The sequence below is a fragment of the Actinacidiphila yeochonensis CN732 genome, from assembly GCF_000745345.1.
Classification (GTDB): Bacteria; Actinomycetota; Actinomycetes; order Streptomycetales; family Streptomycetaceae; genus Actinacidiphila; species Actinacidiphila yeochonensis.
Window position 1 is genome coordinate 1,810,195 of the sequence record NZ_JQNR01000005.1, and the last position, 16,242, is coordinate 1,826,436.

The window sequence follows — 16,242 nt, forward strand, 5'->3', positions numbered from 1 at the left end:
CGGCTCCGGCGGTTCCGGGGCTGACGGCCCCGGCGGCGACCGGAACGGCGAGCGGGCCTCGGCCGAGGAGGGCGCCAAGTGAACCCGGTCAACTACCTCTACCTCGCGGCGCTGCTGTTCACCATCGGCGCCGCAGGCGTTCTCATCCGGCGCAACGCGATCGTGGTGTTCATGTGCGTGGAGCTGATGCTCAACGCCTGCAACCTCGCGTTCGTCACCTTCTCCCGGCTGCACGGCAACCTCGACGGGCAGGTCATCGCCTTCTTCACGATGGTCGTCGCCGCCGCCGAGGTCGTGGTGGGGCTGGCGATCATCGTGTCGATCTACCGTTCCCGCCACTCGGCCTCGGTCGACGACGCGAACCTGATGAAGCTGTAGAGGGGCTGCGAACGTGGAAACCCTGATTGGACTGCTCGTCGCGGCACCCCTGCTGGGCGCGGGCATCCTGCTCACCGGCGGCCGCCGGCTGGACCGGAGCGGCCACCTGCTGGGGACGCTGCTGGCGCTGGCCTCGTTCGTCCTGGGCGCGGTGCTCTTCTTCACCATGCTCGGCAAGGACGCCGACCAACGCACCCTGCACTCGCACCTGTTCACCTGGGTGCCGGTGGGCGGCTTCCAGGCCCAGGTCGGCTTCCAGCTCGACCAGCTGTCGATGACCTTCGTCCTGCTGATCACCGGCGTGGGCACGCTGATCCACGTCTACTCGATCGGCTACATGGCCGACGACGAGCGGCGCCGCCGCTTCTTCGGCTACCTCAACCTGTTCCTCGCGGCGATGCTGCTGCTGGTGCTGGCCGACAACTACTTCCTGCTGTACGCCGGCTGGGAGGGCGTGGGGCTCGCCTCGTACCTGCTGATCGGGTTCTGGCAGCACAAGCCCAGCGCCGCCACCGCGGCGAAGAAGGCGTTCATCGTCAACCGGGTCGGCGACATCGGCCTGTCGGTGGCGATCATGCTGATGTTCACCACCTTCGGCTCGTTCGCCTTCTCCGACGTGCTGCCGAACGCGGGCGCCGCGCACCACGCCACCGTCACCGGCATCGGCTTCATGCTGCTGCTGGCCGCGTGCGGCAAGTCCGCGCAGGTGCCGCTCCAGTCCTGGCTCGGCGACGCCATGGAGGGCCCGACCCCGGTCTCCGCGCTGATCCACGCGGCGACCATGGTGACCGCCGGCGTGTACCTCATCACCCGCTCCGGGGCGATCTTCAACGCCGCCCCGGCCGCGCAGACGGCGACCGTGACCGTCGGCACCGTCACGCTGCTCTTCGGTGCCATCGTCGGTTGCGCCAAGGACGACATCAAGAAGGCACTGGCCGGCTCGACGATGTCGCAGATCGGCTACATGGTGCTGGCCGCCGGGCTCGGCCCGATCGGCTACGTCTTCGCGATCATGCACCTGGTGACGCACGGCTTCTTCAAGGCCGGGCTCTTCCTGGGCGCCGGCTCGGTGATGCACGGCATGAACGACGAGGTGGACATGCGGCGTTACGGCGCCCTGCGTCGCCACATGCCGATCACCTTCGTCACCTTCGGCCTCGGCTACCTGGCGATCATCGGCTTCCCGGGCCTGTCCGGGTACTTCTCCAAGGACAAGATCATCGAGGCGGCGTTCGCGAAGGGCGGTACCGAGGGCTGGATCCTCGGCGGCTGCGCCCTGGTCGGCGCGGCCGTCACCGCGTTCTACATGACGCGCGTGATGCTGATGACGTTCTTCGGCGAGAAGCGCTGGCAGCCGGACGCGGAGGGCCACCAGCCGCACCCGCACGAGTCGCCGTCCACCATGACCGTGCCGATGATCATCCTGGCGTTCGGATCGGTCTTCGCCGGCGGCCTGTTCAGCATCAACTCGGCCTTCGTGGACTGGCTGTCCCCGGTCACCGGCCACACCGAGGGCGACTCCCCGGTGAGCACCTCCGCGGTCATGGCCGGCACCCTGGTGGTGCTGGTCCTCGGCGTGCTGCTGGCCTGGATGATGTACGGCCGCCGCCCGGTGCCCGCCACCGCCCCGCGCGGCAGCCTGCTCACCCGCGCCGCCCGCCGCGACCTGCTCCAGGACGACTTCAACCACGTCGTCCTGGTGCGCGGCGGCGAGCACCTGACCCGTTCGCTGGTCTACCTCGACCACTCCCTGGTCGACGGCGTCGTGAACGGCACGGCGGCGTCCGTCGGCGGCCTGTCCGGGCGGCTCCGGCGGCTGCAGAACGGCTACGCCCGGTCGTACGCCGTCTCCATGCTCGGCGGTACCGCGGTCGTGGTCGCCGCCACCCTTCTGATGAGGGCGGTCTGACCCATGGCTGATTCCTTCCCGATCCTGACGGTGACCGCCGCCGTCCCGGCCGTGGGCGCGGTGGTGACCGCGGCGGTGCCGGCTGTCCGGCGGGTCGCCGCCAAGTACACGGCGCTGCTCTTCTCGCTGGCCACGCTGGTGCTGGCGCTGGTGACGCTGGTCCGGTTCGACCCGCACGGCGACCGCTACCAGTTCACCGAGAACCACACCTGGGTGCGGAGCTTCGGCCTCCACTACGACCTGGGCGTGGACGGCATCGGCGCGGTGATGGTGGCGCTGACCGCGCTGCTGATCCCGTTCGTCATCCTGGCCGGCTGGCACGACGCCGACCCGCTGGAGGACCGCACCCCCAACCGGCGCTGGCGGCCCACCCAGGGCTTCTTCGCGCTGATCCTGCTGGTCGAGGCGATGGTGGTGCTCTCCTTCGAGGCCACCGACGTCTTCCTCTTCTACCTGTTCTTCGAAGCCATGCTGATCCCGATGTACTTCCTCATCGGCGGCTTCGGCGACCGGGCGCACGCGTCGGGCGAGGAGGAGGCGGCCCGGCAGCGCTCCTACGCGGCGGTGAAGTTCCTCCTCTACAACCTGGCCGGCGGCCTGATCATGCTGGCCGCGGTGATCGGCCTCTACGCCGCCACCGCCAAGCAGCTGGGCACCGGCACGTTCTCGCTCCAGGAGATCCTGGCCGCGCGCGCCTCCGGCCACCTGCACCTGGTGACCTCCACCGAGCGGTGGCTCTTCCTCGGCTTCTTCTTCGCCTTCGCGGTGAAGGCCCCGCTGTGGCCGCTGCACACCTGGCTGCCGAACGCCATGGGCGAGTCCACGGCGCCGGTGGCGGTGCTGATCACCGCGGTCGTCGACAAGGTCGGCACCTTCGCGATGCTCCGCTTCTGCCTCCAGCTCTTCCCGGACGCGTCCAAGTGGGCCACCCCGGTGATCCTGGTGCTCGCGGTGATCAGCATCATCTACGGCGCCCTGCTCGCCGTCGGCCAGCGCGACATCAAGCGGCTGATCGCGTACGCGTCCGTCTCGCACTTCGGCTTCATCATCCTGGGCATCTTCGCGATGACCAGCCAGGGCCAGTCCGGCGCCACGCTGTACATGGTCAACCACGGCATCTCCACCGCCGCGCTGATGCTGGTGGCCGGCTTCCTCATCACCCGGCGCGGCTCGCGGCTCATCTCCGACTTCGGCGGGGTGCAGAAGGTCGCGCCGATCCTGGCGGGCACCTTCCTCGTCGGCGGCCTGGCCACCCTCTCGCTGCCCGGGCTCGCCCCGTTCGTCAGCGAGTTCCTGGTGCTGGTGGGCACGTTCAGCCGCTACCCGGCGCTGGGCATCGTGGCCACGCTGGGCATCGTGCTGGCCGCGCTGTACGTGCTGGTGCTCTACCAGCGGACGATGACCGGCCCGGTGAAGGCCGGCATCGAGGGCCTTTCCGACCTGAAGGCCCGTGAACTCCTGGTGGTGGCACCGCTGATCGCGCTGCTGCTCTTCCTGGGCGTCTACCCGAAGCCGGTCGCCGACATCGTCAACCCGTCGGTCCAGCACACGCTCTCCGACGTGCACAAGACCGACCCCAAGCCCGCGCTGGAGGCGAAGAAGTGAGCGCCGCACTGCACTCGGGGGCCGCCGTCCACAGCCTGTGGACGAGCGCGGCGCCCAGCACCGAACGGTTCCCCACGCCGCACATCGAGTACGCGCAGCTCTCCCCGGTGCTGATCGTCCTCGGCGTGGCCCTGGTCGGCGTCCTCGTCGAGGCGTTCGTCCCGCGCCGGTCCCGCTACACCGCGCAGGTGGTCGTCTCCGCGCTGGGCCTGGCGGCGGCGTTCGCCGCGATCATCGCGCTGGCGGAGAACGGCTACGGCACCACCAAGGCGCACATCGCCGCCATGGGCGCGGTGGCCGTGGACGGTCCGGCGCTCTTCCTCCAGGGCACCATCCTGCTGGTCGGGCTGGTCGCCCTCTTCACCTTCGCCGAGCGGCGACTGGACCCCAGGAGCCACGGCCGGCACATCGACTCCTTCGCCGCGCAGGGCTCCGCGGTGCCCGGCGGCGAGCAGGAGAAGGCCGCGGTGCGGGCCGGGTTCACCACCACCGAGGTCTTCCCGCTGCTGCTCTTCGCGGTCGGCGGCATGCTGGTCTTCCCGGCCGCCAACGACCTGCTGACGCTCTTCGTCGCGCTGGAGGTCTTCTCGCTGCCGCTGTACATCCTGTGCGCGCTGGCCCGCCGCAACCGGCTGATGTCGCAGGAGTCGGCCGTCAAGTACTTCCTGCTGGGCGCGTTCTCCTCGGCGTTCCTGCTCTTCGGCATCGCCCTGCTGTACGGCTACGCCGGCACCGTCTCGTACTCCGGCATCGCCGCCGTCATCGACGGCACCGCCCCCGTCACCCCGGCGCTGGCCGACACCACCGGCAACGACGCGCTGCTGCTGATCGGCCTGGCCATGGTGGCCGTCGGGCTGCTGTTCAAGGTCGGCGCGGTGCCCTTCCACATGTGGAAGCCGGACGTCTACCAGGGTGCGCCCACCCCGGTCACCGGGTTCATGGCCGCGGCCACCACGGTCGCCGCGTTCGGCGCGCTGCTGCGGCTGCTGTACGTGGTGCTGCCCGGGATGCGCTGGGACTGGCGGCCCGTCATGTGGGGCGTGGCCATCGCCACGATGGCGTTCGGCGCGATCGTCGCCGTCACCCAGACCGACGTCAAGCGGCTGCTGGCGTACTCCTCGGTGGCGCACGCCGGCTTCATCCTGGCCGGTGTGATCGCGGTCAACAGGAACGGCGTCTCGTCCGTCCTCTTCTACCTGGCCGCGTACTCGTTCGTGACGCTCGGCGCGTTCGCGGTGGTCACCCTGGTGCGCGACGCCGGCGGCGAGGCCACCCACCTCTCCCGCTGGGCGGGTCTGGGCCGGCGCTCCCCGCTGGTGGCGGCGGTCTTCGCGGTCTTCCTGCTGGCCTTCGCCGGCATCCCGCTGACCTCCGGCTTCGCGGGCAAGTTCGCCGTCTTCAAGGCGGCGGCGCAGGGCGGGGCGATGCCGCTGGTCATCGTCGGTGTGATCGCCTCCGCGGTGGCGGCGTTCTTCTACGTCCGGGTGATCGTGCTGATGTTCTTCTCCGAGCCCCGCGCCGACGGCCCGACCGTGGCGGTGCCCTCGCCGCTCACCTCGGCGGCGATCGCCCTGGGCGTGGCGGTCACGGTGGTGCTCGGCGTGGCGCCGCAGTACTTCCTGGACCTGGCGGACAAGGCCAGCGTCTTCGTCCGCTGACCGCCGCTCGTCCCGCCGGCCCGTCGGCTCGTTCCCGTCCCGCTGGCCCGCTCTTCTCGCACCGGTGCCCGGCCCCCTCTGCGGCGGCCGGGCACCGGTGCGTTCGGGGCCGATGAACTAAGGTCGATTGATAAAGTAGCCTTAGCGTATGAGCGACAGCCTGGACCCGGACGGAGTCGCCGCGGCGCTGCTGGCGAGTATCAGCGTGCTGGTGCGGCGGGTGCGCCAGGTGCCCCCTGGCGGCGGACTCACCATGCCCGAGCGGACGGCTCTCTCGCTCCTGGAGCGCGAGGGCCCCACCACGTCCTCGGCGCTGGCCCGGCAGGTGCAGATCACCGCACAGGCCATGGGGGCGACGCTCGGCACGCTGCGCGGCCGCGGCCTGGTCGAACGCCGTCCGGACCCGGACGACGGCAGGCGCGTGGTGCTGACGGTGACCGACGCCGGCCGGCAGGCGCTGAAGGACAAGCGCAACGCGCGGGCCGAACTCGTCACCCGGGCCCTCACCGGCGACACCTTCAGCGCCGCGGAGCTGGAGCAGCTCGCGGCGGCCGCACCGCTGCTGGAGCGGCTGGCCCAGAACATCTGAGGCCGGGCGTCCGAGGCCGGGCGTCCGAGGCCGGGCGTCCGAGGCCGGGCCGGGCGTCCGGCGCCGAAACGTCCGAGCCTCACCTCCGGCGCCTCACCTCCGGCGCCGACGGAGCCGCCAGGGACCGGCCCACCAGCGGCCGAGCCCCCGTCAGCTGTCGAGACCGCCTCCACCGCCCGCTCCGGCGACCAGCCGGCACCCGAAGGAGAGACAACCACCGTGACCCTGACGACGATCCACCCCACGCCCGAGGCGACGCGATGACCCTGCTCGGCCGACTCCTGAAGAACCGGCGGTCGGGCGACGCCGACACGGCCTGGAACCTGCCCAACCTCCAGGGCCCCGAGCGGCTGGAGCTCGCCAGCCGGGACTTCGGCGACGGCGGCGCCATGGCGCTGGAGCACTGCGCGAAGCACATCCGCGGCGCCGACCGGTCCCCCCACCTGACCTGGTCCGAACTCCCGCCCGGCACCGCGCAGCTCCTCCTCGTGGTCGAGGACGTCGACGTCCCCACCAGCAAGCCCGCCGTGCACTGCGTCGCCCTGATCGACCCGGCGGCGGCGGCCCACCTGGAGCCCGGCGCCCTGGCGGCACGGCAGCCCGCGCCCGGGGTGCGGGCGCTGCGGGCCACCGTCGGCCGCGGCTACCACGGTCCCGCGCCCATCAAGGGCCACGGGCCGCACCGCTACGTCTTCCAGTTGTTCGCCCTCTCCGCACCCGTGGAGAGCGGCCCCGACGGCACGCCGCTGGACCGGGCGCGGCCCCGCGCCCTGCTGCCCGCCGTCACCGCGACCGTCCTCGGCCGCGCCCGGCTGACCGGCGTCTACGAACGCTGACCCCCGGGGCAGGCCCGACGGGCGGCCGCCGCTCTCCCGCCGCGGGGGAGAGCGGCGGCGCCGGGCCCGGACGCCGGGGGAGGCGGGCCCGAGGCGGGCGGCCGGGCCGGGCGGCGGCCTGTCCCGGAGGTGTCCTGACGTCGGCCTGCCGGTGTGCGCGCCTCGGCCCCCAGGTGAACCTCCTCGAATGATGGGGGATTTCACGCCAACCATCGGGAACACGTGGCACCTGCACTGATCTTCCTGACACGCTGTCCGGCGTTGACATCGCAAGCCCGCCTGAAGGAGGAGCACATGCGTCGTCTCAGAGCTCTCGGTGCGGTCGCCGGCCTGGCCCTGGCCGCCGCCGGCACCGCGGTCGTGGCCGCGCCGTCCGCCTCGGCCGCCTCGGCGTCCGCCATGCGGCCGGACTACTCGTACTGCTTCACCAGCCAGGGGACCAACTACGGCACGGTCTCCTGCCAGACCACCAGCGCGGGTGACAGCTGGCAGCTCGTCATCGTCTGCTACTCGACGGCGAACTCGGCGATCACCCAGAAGGTCACCGGCCTCTCCCACTCGGGCAACGGCAGTGACACCCTCTACTGCCCCAGCGGCTACCTCATCTCCTACGCCAGCGTGAACAACAACAACTGACCCGCAGCCCTCCCCGTGCGGGCCCGCCGCGAGCCACGCGAGCGGTGACGGGGAGGGCGGAGGGGGTGCCGGGCCGCTCGGGCCACGGCACCCCCTCGCCGGGTCGCCGGGGCGGGCGGGTTCAGGCCGGGCGGACAGCCCAGCCGAGAACGGCCGTGTGGGGGAGGGCGAGCAGGCCCTCCGGGGTGCGGAACCCGACGGCGAGCTCGTCGTAGCGGCGCCGGACCTCGGCGGCCACCGGGGCGGGCTGCGCGCTGAGGACGGAGCCCGCGAGCCCGATACCGGTGGCCAGACCCGACCACCAGACCTCCGGGTCCGCCAGGTGGTCCCACGCCAGGGTGCGGGCGGCCGCGTCCGCGAACCCGGCGGCGGAGAGCAGGCCGCCGAGCCCCGCCTCGGTGCGGGGGAAGTCCTCGTCGGCGGCGAGGCCGGCCGGCGTCCCGGACGGGTGGACCGCGCCGGCGGCCGCCAGAGCCCGGCTGATCAGCTCCTGGCCCGCCGCCCGCGGGCTGGTCCACACGGTCAGCGCGACACTCCCGCCCGGCCGCAGCACCCGCAGCAGCTCGGCCAGGGCGGTGGCGGGACGCCCCACGTGGTTGAGCACGAAGTTGGCCACCACCGCGTCGAAGGAGCCGTCGGCGAAGGGGAGTTCCGGCAGCACGGCCTGGCGTACCGCCGCCTCCGGGACGGCCTCGGCCGCCCGTGCCACCATCGACGGCTCGGCGTCCACCGCCGTCACCTCGGCCCCGAGCCGGACCGCCGCCCGGGCCGCCGTGCCCGTGCCGGTACCCACGTCCAGCACCCGGACACCCGGACCGATCCCGGCGGCGGCCAGCACCTCCGGCACCGTGTGGGCGCACAGGAGGCCGGAACTCGCCTCGAACGCCGCCGCCTTGCCCTGCCACATCCGCCGTTCGTAGGCGTCGAAGTCCCCCACCCGCGTCCCCTCCCGAAGTCGAGGGCCCACCCTACGCCGGGCCCGCGTGCGCCCCCGTCGGGCGGCGGGCCACGAGGAACGACGCGTCGCTCGGGTACGCCGGCGCCCTGCCGTACGACGCGGCCAGCGCGGTCTTCGGGTGGGCGGACACCTGCCAGCCGTGGCGGGACAGCCAGGTGTCGGCCGGCTCGTCCAGGCCACCCTGGAAGAGGTCGCTGACCTGCTGGAAGGGGTCGTCCTCCGGGCTCTGACCGACGAGCCGGCCCAGCCCCGCGCCGTAGCTGAGCGACAGCGCGCTTCCCGGGGCGGACAGCTCACCGACCGCCTCCAGCACCGCCGCCGCGTCCTCCGCCCGCAGGTAGGCCAGCAGCCCCTCGACCAGCCACGCCGTCGGCGCCCCGGCCTCGAACCCGGCCGCGGCCAGCGCCCCGCCCCACGGCTCGCGCAGGTCCGCGGCCACGGTGTGCCGTTCGCAGACCGCCACCGCGCCCTCGGCGGCGAGCACCCGCTCCTTGAAGGCCAGCACCTCGGGCAGGTCCACCTCGAAGAGCCGGGTGCCCTCGGGCCAGTCCAGCCGGAAGGCCCGGGTGTCCAGCCCGGCCGCCACCAGCACCACCTGCCGCGTGCCGGACGCCGCCTCGGCCGTCAGGTAGTCGTCGAAGAACCGGGTGCGCAGCACCACGTGCTCGGCCATCGCCAGCCCGGTCCGCGACGGTGTCCGGGACGCCGGCCGCTCCTGCCCGTCGGCCGTCGCGGCCCGCACGAACGCCGCCGCCAGGTCATCCCGGAAGAGGGCGTCCGCCCGCCGGCTCTCGGCCGCCCGCACCCGGGCCACCCGCACCGCCGTACCACCGACCCCCGCCGGCACCCCGATTCGCGTCATACCCGCCCAACGCGGCCGACGCCCGGCCGGGTTCCCGGGCACGGCGTTGTGTACTCCCGGCCCGAGGCCCCCATCGGTCCGTCCCTCCTCGCGTCCTCCCGTCACGACCACCGTAGGGGAGGGGTACGACAACCGCCCGGAACCGGCGTGCGGTCCGGGCGGCCGTACGGCAGGGGCCGGGGCCTCAGTTGGGGACGGCGAGGAGGAGGGCGAAGCGCGCGGCGTCGTCCGTCCACCAGTGGCGGACGGTGAACCCGCCCTCCTTCAGCTCGGCCGTCAGGCTCTCCCGGCGGAACTTGCAGGAGAGCTCGGTGCGCAGGTCCTCGCCGGGCGCGAGGTCCAGGGAGACGTCGAGGTCGGGGATCTTGACGGTCTGGGCGGTGCGCGCCCGCAGGTGCATCTCGACCCGTTCGTGCTCCGCGTTCCAGAGCGCGACGTGCTGGAACGCCTCCGGGACGAAGTTCGCGCCCAGCTCCCGGTTGAGGACGTGCAGCACGTTGCGGTTGAACTCCGCGGTGGTGCCGGCCGCGTCGTCGTAGGCGCGCAGCAGCACCTCCGTGTCCTTGACCAGGTCCGCGCCGAGCAGCAGCACGTCGTCGCTGCTGAGGGCACGGGCGAGGGTGCGGTAGAACGCGGCGCGCTGCTCCCGGTCGAAGTTGCCGACCGTACTGCCGAGGAAGGCCAGCAGCCGCGGGCCCGGCTCGTCGGAGAGCGGGATGCCGCCCTCGAAGTCGGCGACGGTGGCCCGTACGTCCAGCTCCGGGTAGTCGCGGCAGATCGCCCGCCCGGCCTCCTCCAGCGCCGACCCGCTGACGTCCAGGGGCGCGTAGCGGCGCAGGCTGCCGCCGGCGGTGAGCGCGTCCAGCAGCAGCCGGGTCTTGCGGGAGGAGCCCGAGCCCAGCTCGATCAGCGTGGCCGCGCGGGTGAGCTGGGCGATCTCGGGGGCGCGGCGCTCCAGGATCTCCTGCTCGGCCCGGGTCGGGTAGTACTCCGGCAGCCGGGTGATCTGCTCGAAGAGGTCGCTGCCGCGCGCGTCGTAGAACCACTTGGGCGGCAGCGTGCGCGGCGCCGTGCCCAGGCCGGCGCGGACGTCGGCGTGCAGGGTCTCGGTGAAGTAGCCGGCCGGCAGCCGGTCGTCGAGGGTGAAACGGCTGGTGGTGCTGCTCATCGCGGGGACTTCCTTCGGTTCGGGGCGCAGGCTGATGACGCGTACGCCGTCCGTGGCAGCCAGCAGCAGCGAGCGGTCGGGGACCTCCCGCCACGGGCCGAGTCCTCCCCCTCGGGCGTCTCCGCCGGGCTGGTCGTCCGGCTCGGAGGCGACGAGGACCGTGCCCGGCCCGGTGCGATACCAGAGCGTGTCGCCCCAGGCGGTGGCCGCGACGGCGCGGCCGTCGGTGAGCAGCAGGTTGAGCCGGGCGGACGGCCGGGCCGCGGCGACCTCGCGGACCACCGCGGCCAGCGCCCCGCCGGGGGCCTCGCCCTGCCGCAGCCGGGAGCGGGCCATGGCCCACAGCACGGCGGAGTCGGAGTGGGTCTCCAGGTCCAGGAGCTCCGCCGTGGTGAGGCGGGTGGGCAGCCGGGTCCAGTCGGGGACGGCTCCGTTGTGGCTGAACAGCCAGCGCCCGTCGCGGAAGGGCGCGGCGGCCGACTCGTCGGGCGTGGTGCCCTCGGTGGCGGACCGCACGGCGGCCAGTACGGCCCCGCTGCGCACCACCCGGGCCAGCTCGGCGAAGTTCGGGTCCGCCCATACCGGCAGCGCCCGGCGGTAGCGGGCGGGCACGGGGAAGCCGGGGTCGCCGGGCCGCTCGGGCACGGCACCCGTATCCGTATCCGCGCCCGGGTGCGCGTCGGCGTCCGCGCCCGGCTCCGCGTCGGCCTCCTCGGGCAGCGGGTACCAGCCGACGCCGAAGCCGTCCGCGTTCACCGTGCCGTGCCGTTGCAGTCGCGGGTGCCACGCCTGCTCGTACAGCCCGCCGGGCGGGTCGGTGAGCAGCCGCCGCAGCGTCGTCGGCGGGCCCAGGTAGGCGAGGTGGCGGCACATCAGGCGGCCCCGCCGCCCGCCGGACCGGAAGCGTCCCGCTCGACGCCTCGCTCGGCGTCCCCTAGGGCGTCCCGTACGGCGTCCCGCGCGGTGCGGAAGCCGGCGAAGATCTGCCGCCGGACCGGGTAGTCCCAGTTGCGGAAGGTGCCCCGGCAGGCCACCGGGTCGACCCCGAAGGCGCCGCCGCGCAGCACCTTGTAGTCCGGGCCGAAGAAGACCTCCGAGTACTCCTTGTAGGGGAACGCGGCGAAGCCCGGGTAGGGCGTGAAGTCGGAGGAGGTCCACTCCCACACGTCCCCGACGAGCTGCCGGGCGCCGCTGGGCGCGGCCCCCGCCGGGTAGCTGCCGGCCGGGGCGGGCCGGAGGTGGCGCTGCCCGAGGTTGGCGTGTTCGGGGCCCGGGTCGGCGTCGCCCCACGGGTAGCGGCGGGAGCGGCCGGTGGCCGGGTCGTACCGGGCGGCCTTCTCCCACTCCGCCTCGGTGGGCAGCCGGCGGCCGGCCCAGCGGGCGTAGGCGTCGGCCTCGTACCAGCACACGTGCATCACCGGCTCGTCCGGCGGCACCGGCTCGACGTGGCCGAACCGGCGCCGGGTCCAGCGGCCGCCCTCCCCGGTCGCCCCGGGCCCGTCCTCCCGGGACCAGAACAGCGGCGCGGTCAGCCCGGCCTCCCGGACGTGCCGCCAGCCCTCCGGGGTCCACCACTTCGGGTCCTGGTAGCCGCCGGCCTCGACGAACTCGGCGTACCGGCCGTTGGTGACCGGCACCGTGTCCAGCCAGAACGCCGGCACCTCCACCTGGTGGGCGGGCAGTTCGTTGTCCAGCGCCCACGGCTCGGTGCTGGTGCCCATGGTGAACGGGCCGCCGGGCACCAGGACCTCGCGGGGCAGCGCGTCGGCGTCGGCGGGCGCGGGCGGCGGCGCCGGGGCGTCCAGGACGGGCGGGCCCTGGCGCAGCTGGTGGGTGGCGAGCATGGTCTCGCCGTGCTGGGCCTCGTGCTGGGCGACCATGCCGAAGACGAAGCCGCCGGCCAGCAGCCGCTCCGGGTGGTCGGGGGAGGTGTCGGTTCCGGCCAGCACCTCCAGCGTCCGCGCGCGCACCTCGTCGGTGTACGCGCGGGCCTCGGCCGGGCCGAGCAGCGGCAGCGCGGGGCGGTCGGCGCGCGGGGTCCGGAACGCGTCGTAGACGTGGTCCAGGTCGGGGCGGACACCGGGACGGCCGCCGGCCTCGCGGACCAGCCACAACTCCTCCTGGTTGCCGATGTGCGCCAGGTCCCACACCAGGGGCGACATCAGCGGGGAGTGCTGGGCGACGAGGTCGTCGTCGGTGACGGCGTCGGTGAGCAGGGTGGTGCGGCGCCGCGCGGCCTCCAGGGCGGCCAGCGCCCGGGCGGCGGGGCTCCCCCGGGGCCGCCGGCGGGCTCGGCCGCGGCTCCGGGCGAGGGCTCGGAGCCGGTGGCGGTGGCGGTGGCGGTGGAGGCGGACGGTACCAACACGACGGACGGGTCCGGTGCGCCGGGTTCTTCGGACGCACCGGGACGGGAGGTGTGTGGATCGGTCACGACGGGCTTCCTCGCGGGTCAGGCGTCAGGCGCGGCTGAGCGCGTCCAACTGGTCATGGGCCGGGCATCGGCCGCGTTCGGGATAACGCTCGGCGAAGTCGGACAGAGCCCGCCGCAGCTCCGCCGGCGCCCCCTGGCGGGCCAGGGCGCTCTCGGCGGCGGCGAAGCAGGCCCGCGCGGCCTCGGCCAGCTCCGGGTCGGCCAGGCCCACGCGGGCGGCGCGGTGCCACAGCTCGGTCGCGGGGAGCGGGCCGGTCGCGGCGGCCAGGCGCTCGGTGGCGGCGTAGGCGGCGTCCGCGGCGACCGGGTCGTCCAGCAGCACGGACGCCAGCAGGGTCGGCACGATCCAGCCGTCGCCGGACTGCGCGTCGGTCATCCGCAGCTCCAGCCAGCCGCGCGGGCGCACCGGCGGGAAGAGGGTGCTGAGGTGGTAGTCGAGGTCCTCGACGGTCGGGCGGCGCAGCCCCGGCACGCCGCGCACCCACTGCCGGAAGGTGAGGCCGGGTGGCGCCGTCCAGTCCTCCGGGGCCCGGGCGGCGGGCCCGGCAGGCCGTCCGGGGAGCCGTCGACGGCCCCGCCCGGGGTCTCCGCGCCGGGGCGCACGCACAGCAGGCGGGCGTCCATGGCGTAGCGCACCCAGGACGTGCGGGGGTCGCCGTGGTGGGCGGGGTGGAGGGTGCGGCCGGGGTCCATCCGGGACCAGACGGCCTGCCGGTTGGACAGCCACCCGTTGGGACGCCCCTCGGAGAAGGGCGAGTTGGCGAAGGCGGCGACCATGACCGGGCCGAGCCGGTGGACGAGCGCCCAGCGCGCGCGGTAACCGGTGATGCCGGGGGTGTCGTCGCCGGCGTCCAGGTTCACCTGGAGGGACGCGGTGCGGCGCATCATGGTGCGGCCCCACGGGCCCTCACGGTCGAAGAAGCGCTCCATGGCGCGGTAGCGCGGATGGTCGAGCACCCGGGGCGGGTCCCGGTGGGCGTCGAGCCCGCTGCCCACGAGGACGAGGCCGGCGCCCTCCAGGGCCGTCCTCAGGACGGTGAGGTCCGCCGCCATCGCGGACACGCAGCCCGCGACGCTCTCGGCGGGCCGGGAGCTGAGCTCCACCTGGCCGCCGGGTTCGCGGGTGAGCCGGCTGCCGCCGGGCAGGGCCCCGGGGACCTCGACCGGGACCAGGGCCGGGTCCAGCCGGCCGGGGGGGATCAGTTCACGCGGGTCGGAGCGGTCGTGGACCAGCCACTCCACCTCGACGCCGGTACGGATGGGCGGGCCTGTCTTGAAGCACACCCCGTGCACGTGGGCCTCCGCGTCCTCCTCGGTGAGATCGTCACCGAGTCCGGAGCGGCCGGCCGTCCGGGCGGCTGCCATCGGTCCACCTCCTCATCTCTTCCATCGGGGACCACCGGGTGGGGGGTCGCACGAAGCGAGGACATGTCACGCGTTGCTGTAGCGAGTCTAGTTCCGGGCCGTGTGCGCCGTTCGTCAATTTTCTTACGTAGATATGAAGTATGGGTGCCCCGCCGTCCCAGGCGTCGAGCGGCGGGCCGGGCGCCGGCGGCGGCGAGGGGCGGCCGCGGGGCTGTGGGGCGGCTGCGGGGCGGCGCGCTCCCCGCTCGGCGCCCGGGGAACACCGAGCGCCTTCCCCTTCGTTCCCCGAAAGACTCCGTTCACTCATCCGAGTGAGAAGAAGCGTCGCAAACCAGCTCATCGGGTTCACCCGGTCCGCTGACCGTCGCGGACCGGCGCAGGGCCATGCCCCGACAGTGATCAACACCCGACCGGCTACCCTGCCGGTAGGGGCGTGACGGGGCAGGACAGGCGCCGTACCAGGTCGGACCTTCGGGAAGACCCGGTGGGAGGCCTCCGGACCGGCCCGCCCGGACCGCCAGAGCCAGCCGGATGCCAGCCAGATGCCAGATTCAGCGACAGGAGTACCCCTCGTGAACGTCGTCGGGCCCTTCGGGCTGAGCGTGTGGGACGAGTCCCTGGAGGCCGACGTCCAAGCCGGCCTCACCGCCGTCGAGGAGGCGCTGCTGGAGGCCACCAAGAGCGACGTCCCCTTCATCACCGACACCGCGCGCCACCTCGTCCAGGCCGGGGGCAAGCGGTTCCGCCCGATGCTGGTGCTGCTGGGCGCGCAGTTCGGCGACCCGTACGCGCCCGGCGTGGTCCCGGCGGCCGTGGTGGTCGAGCTGACCCACCTGGCCACCCTGTACCACGACGACGTGATGGACGAGGCCGACGTGCGCCGGGGCGTGCCGAGCGCCAACAGCCGCTGGGGCAACTCGGTGGCCGTCCTCACCGGTGACTTCCTCTTCTCCCGCGCCTCCCACATCCTCGCCGAGCTCGGCCCCGAGGCGGTCCGGGTGCAGGCGGAGGCGTTCGCGCGGCTGGTGGCCGGCCAGATCCTGGAGACGGTCGGCCCGCGCGAGGGCCGCGACCCGCTCGACCACTACCTGGAGGTCATCGCGGGCAAGACCAGCTCGCTGATGGCCGTGTCCGGCCGGTTCGGCGCGATGATGTCCGGCGCCGACGAGGACGTGGTGCACATCCTCACCCAGTACGGGGAGCGGATCGGCGCGGCCTTCCAACTCGCCGACGACGTCCTGGACATCGCCAGCGACAGCCACGAGTCGGGCAAGACCCCCGGCACCGACCTGCGCGAGGGCATCCCCACCCTGCCGGTGCTGCACGTGCGCCGCTGGTACGCCCAGGCCGGCGGCCGGGTCTCGGCCGAGGACGAGCGGCTGGTCCAGCTCCTCGACGGCGACCTCACCGACGAGACCCGCCACGCCGAGGCGCTGAAGCTGCTGCGCGCCCACCCGGCCCTGGAGCAGGCCCGCCAGGACACCCTCCGCTACGCCGCCGAGGCCCGCGCGGCGCTCACCCCGCTGCCCGACATCCCGGCGAAGGCGTCGCTGGCCGCGCTCTGCGACATGGTGGTGCACCGGGCGGGCTGAGCCGGGTGCTCCGGGCCGTCCGGGTGCTCCGGGCCGTCCGGGTGCCCTGGGCCATTCGTGGATCGTTCGGGGCCGTTCGCGGACCGTTCGGGCTGCTTTCGGTGCCGCGCGGGCCCTCGCCGTCGCGGGGAAACGGGTTGCCGCGCTCCGGGGCCGACGGGTACACCGGCGGCATGGACGACCGACCAGCAGGAGCCGCCCGGGCGGAACCAGCGCCCACAGGGGCCGCGGGGGCCGCGGGAGCTGAGGGAAGCG

Annotated in this window: 14 protein-coding genes and 1 pseudogene; 8 read left to right on the forward strand and 7 right to left on the reverse strand. The window is 74.0% G+C overall.

Annotation, left to right across the window (positions count from 1 at the left end):
- The first annotated feature begins 78 nt into the window (after positions 1-78).
- The 7 genes from nuoK (at position 79) to BS72_RS19600 (ending at position 7,611) form a co-directional block, all read left to right on the forward strand.
- Complete coding sequence (gene nuoK, locus BS72_RS19570) at positions 79-378, forward strand: NADH-quinone oxidoreductase subunit NuoK (protein WP_037912244.1); 300 nt, start codon at positions 79-81, stop codon at positions 376-378.
- Between the two features lie 13 nt (positions 379-391).
- Positions 392-2,287, forward strand: coding sequence for an NADH-quinone oxidoreductase subunit L (gene nuoL / locus BS72_RS19575; protein ID WP_037912245.1), 1,896 nt, complete (start codon positions 392-394; stop codon positions 2,285-2,287).
- A 3-nt stretch (positions 2,288-2,290) separates the two neighbouring features.
- Positions 2,291-3,892, forward strand: a complete 1,602-nt coding sequence (locus BS72_RS19580; RefSeq protein ID WP_037912247.1) for an NADH-quinone oxidoreductase subunit M — start codon at positions 2,291-2,293, stop codon at positions 3,890-3,892.
- Positions 3,893-3,900: 8 nt separating this feature from the next.
- Positions 3,901-5,550, forward strand: a complete 1,650-nt coding sequence (gene nuoN / locus BS72_RS19585) for an NADH-quinone oxidoreductase subunit NuoN (protein ID WP_037916743.1) — start codon at positions 3,901-3,903, stop codon at positions 5,548-5,550.
- Between the two features lie 148 nt (positions 5,551-5,698).
- Positions 5,699-6,139 (forward strand): MarR family winged helix-turn-helix transcriptional regulator, encoded by a 441-nt coding sequence (locus tag BS72_RS19590; RefSeq protein ID WP_037912249.1) that lies wholly within the window; start codon positions 5,699-5,701, stop codon positions 6,137-6,139.
- Positions 6,140-6,399: 260 nt separating this feature from the next.
- On the forward strand, positions 6,400-6,975 hold the full coding sequence (locus BS72_RS19595; RefSeq protein WP_037912251.1) for a YbhB/YbcL family Raf kinase inhibitor-like protein: 576 nt from the start codon (positions 6,400-6,402) through the stop codon (positions 6,973-6,975).
- A gap of 294 nt (positions 6,976-7,269) precedes the next feature.
- The gene (locus BS72_RS19600) at positions 7,270-7,611 is read left to right on the forward strand and encodes a hypothetical protein (RefSeq protein WP_037912253.1); all 342 of its coding nucleotides are present in this window, start codon (positions 7,270-7,272) and stop codon (positions 7,609-7,611) included.
- 121 nt (positions 7,612-7,732) lie between these two features.
- Here the strand turns inward: BS72_RS19600 and BS72_RS19605 are convergent, their stop codons facing one another.
- The 7 genes and pseudogenes from BS72_RS19605 to BS72_RS19625 all read right to left on the reverse strand — a co-directional run bounded on the left by BS72_RS19605 (position 7,733) and on the right by BS72_RS19625 (position 14,395).
- Positions 7,733-8,548 carry a class I SAM-dependent methyltransferase gene (locus BS72_RS19605; RefSeq protein WP_107498830.1) on the reverse strand — a complete coding sequence of 272 codons (816 nt, stop codon included), beginning with the start codon at positions 8,546-8,548 and terminating at the stop codon, positions 7,733-7,735.
- 31 nt (positions 8,549-8,579) lie between these two features.
- Positions 8,580-9,431, reverse strand: a complete 852-nt coding sequence (locus BS72_RS19610) for an SAM-dependent methyltransferase (RefSeq protein WP_037912256.1) — start codon at positions 9,429-9,431, stop codon at positions 8,580-8,582.
- 184 nt (positions 9,432-9,615) lie between these two features.
- A complete protein-coding gene (gene egtD, locus BS72_RS38495; protein WP_407639048.1) occupies positions 9,616-10,599 on the reverse strand; it encodes an L-histidine N(alpha)-methyltransferase in 984 nt (327 codons plus the stop codon).
- A 255-nt stretch (positions 10,600-10,854) separates the two neighbouring features.
- Positions 10,855-11,472, reverse strand: a pseudogene (locus tag BS72_RS38500) (hypothetical protein); the annotation flags it as partial.
- The gene (gene egtB, locus BS72_RS19620; protein WP_078901486.1) at positions 11,472-12,851 is read right to left on the reverse strand and encodes an ergothioneine biosynthesis protein EgtB; all 1,380 of its coding nucleotides are present in this window, start codon (positions 12,849-12,851) and stop codon (positions 11,472-11,474) included. The gene egtB and the pseudogene BS72_RS38500, both read right to left, overlap by 1 nt.
- A 204-nt stretch (positions 12,852-13,055) precedes the next feature.
- Positions 13,056-13,511, reverse strand: coding sequence for a glutamate-cysteine ligase family protein (locus BS72_RS39585; RefSeq protein WP_322942380.1), 456 nt, complete (start codon positions 13,509-13,511; stop codon positions 13,056-13,058).
- Positions 13,403-14,395 (reverse strand): glutamate-cysteine ligase family protein, encoded by a 993-nt coding sequence (locus BS72_RS19625; RefSeq protein WP_322942381.1) that lies wholly within the window; start codon positions 14,393-14,395, stop codon positions 13,403-13,405. Before BS72_RS19625 ends, BS72_RS39585 begins: the two co-directional genes overlap by 109 nt.
- A gap of 572 nt (positions 14,396-14,967) precedes the next feature.
- Between BS72_RS19625 and BS72_RS19630 the strand changes: the two genes are divergently transcribed.
- On the forward strand, positions 14,968-15,987 hold the full coding sequence (locus BS72_RS19630; RefSeq protein WP_037912257.1) for a polyprenyl synthetase family protein: 1,020 nt from the start codon (positions 14,968-14,970) through the stop codon (positions 15,985-15,987).
- Positions 15,988-16,242: the final 255 nt, after the last annotated feature.

Coding starts and splice junctions, on each gene's coding strand:
- BS72_RS19580 (WP_037912247.1), top strand. CDS start 2,291: ATGGCTGATTCCTTCCCGATCCTGACGGTGACCGCCGCCGTCCCGGCC.
- BS72_RS19590 (WP_037912249.1), top strand. CDS start 5,699: ATGAGCGACAGCCTGGACCCGGACGGAGTCGCCGCGGCGCTGCTGGCG.
- BS72_RS19595 (WP_037912251.1), top strand. CDS start 6,400: ATGACCCTGCTCGGCCGACTCCTGAAGAACCGGCGGTCGGGCGACGCC.
- BS72_RS19600 (WP_037912253.1), top strand. CDS start 7,270: ATGCGTCGTCTCAGAGCTCTCGGTGCGGTCGCCGGCCTGGCCCTGGCC.
- BS72_RS19610 (WP_037912256.1), bottom strand. CDS start 9,431: ATGACGCGAATCGGGGTGCCGGCGGGGGTCGGTGGTACGGCGGTGCGG.
- egtD (WP_407639048.1), bottom strand. CDS start 10,599: ATGAGCAGCACCACCAGCCGTTTCACCCTCGACGACCGGCTGCCGGCC.
- BS72_RS19625 (WP_322942381.1), bottom strand. CDS start 14,395: ATGGCAGCCGCCCGGACGGCCGGCCGCTCCGGACTCGGTGACGATCTC.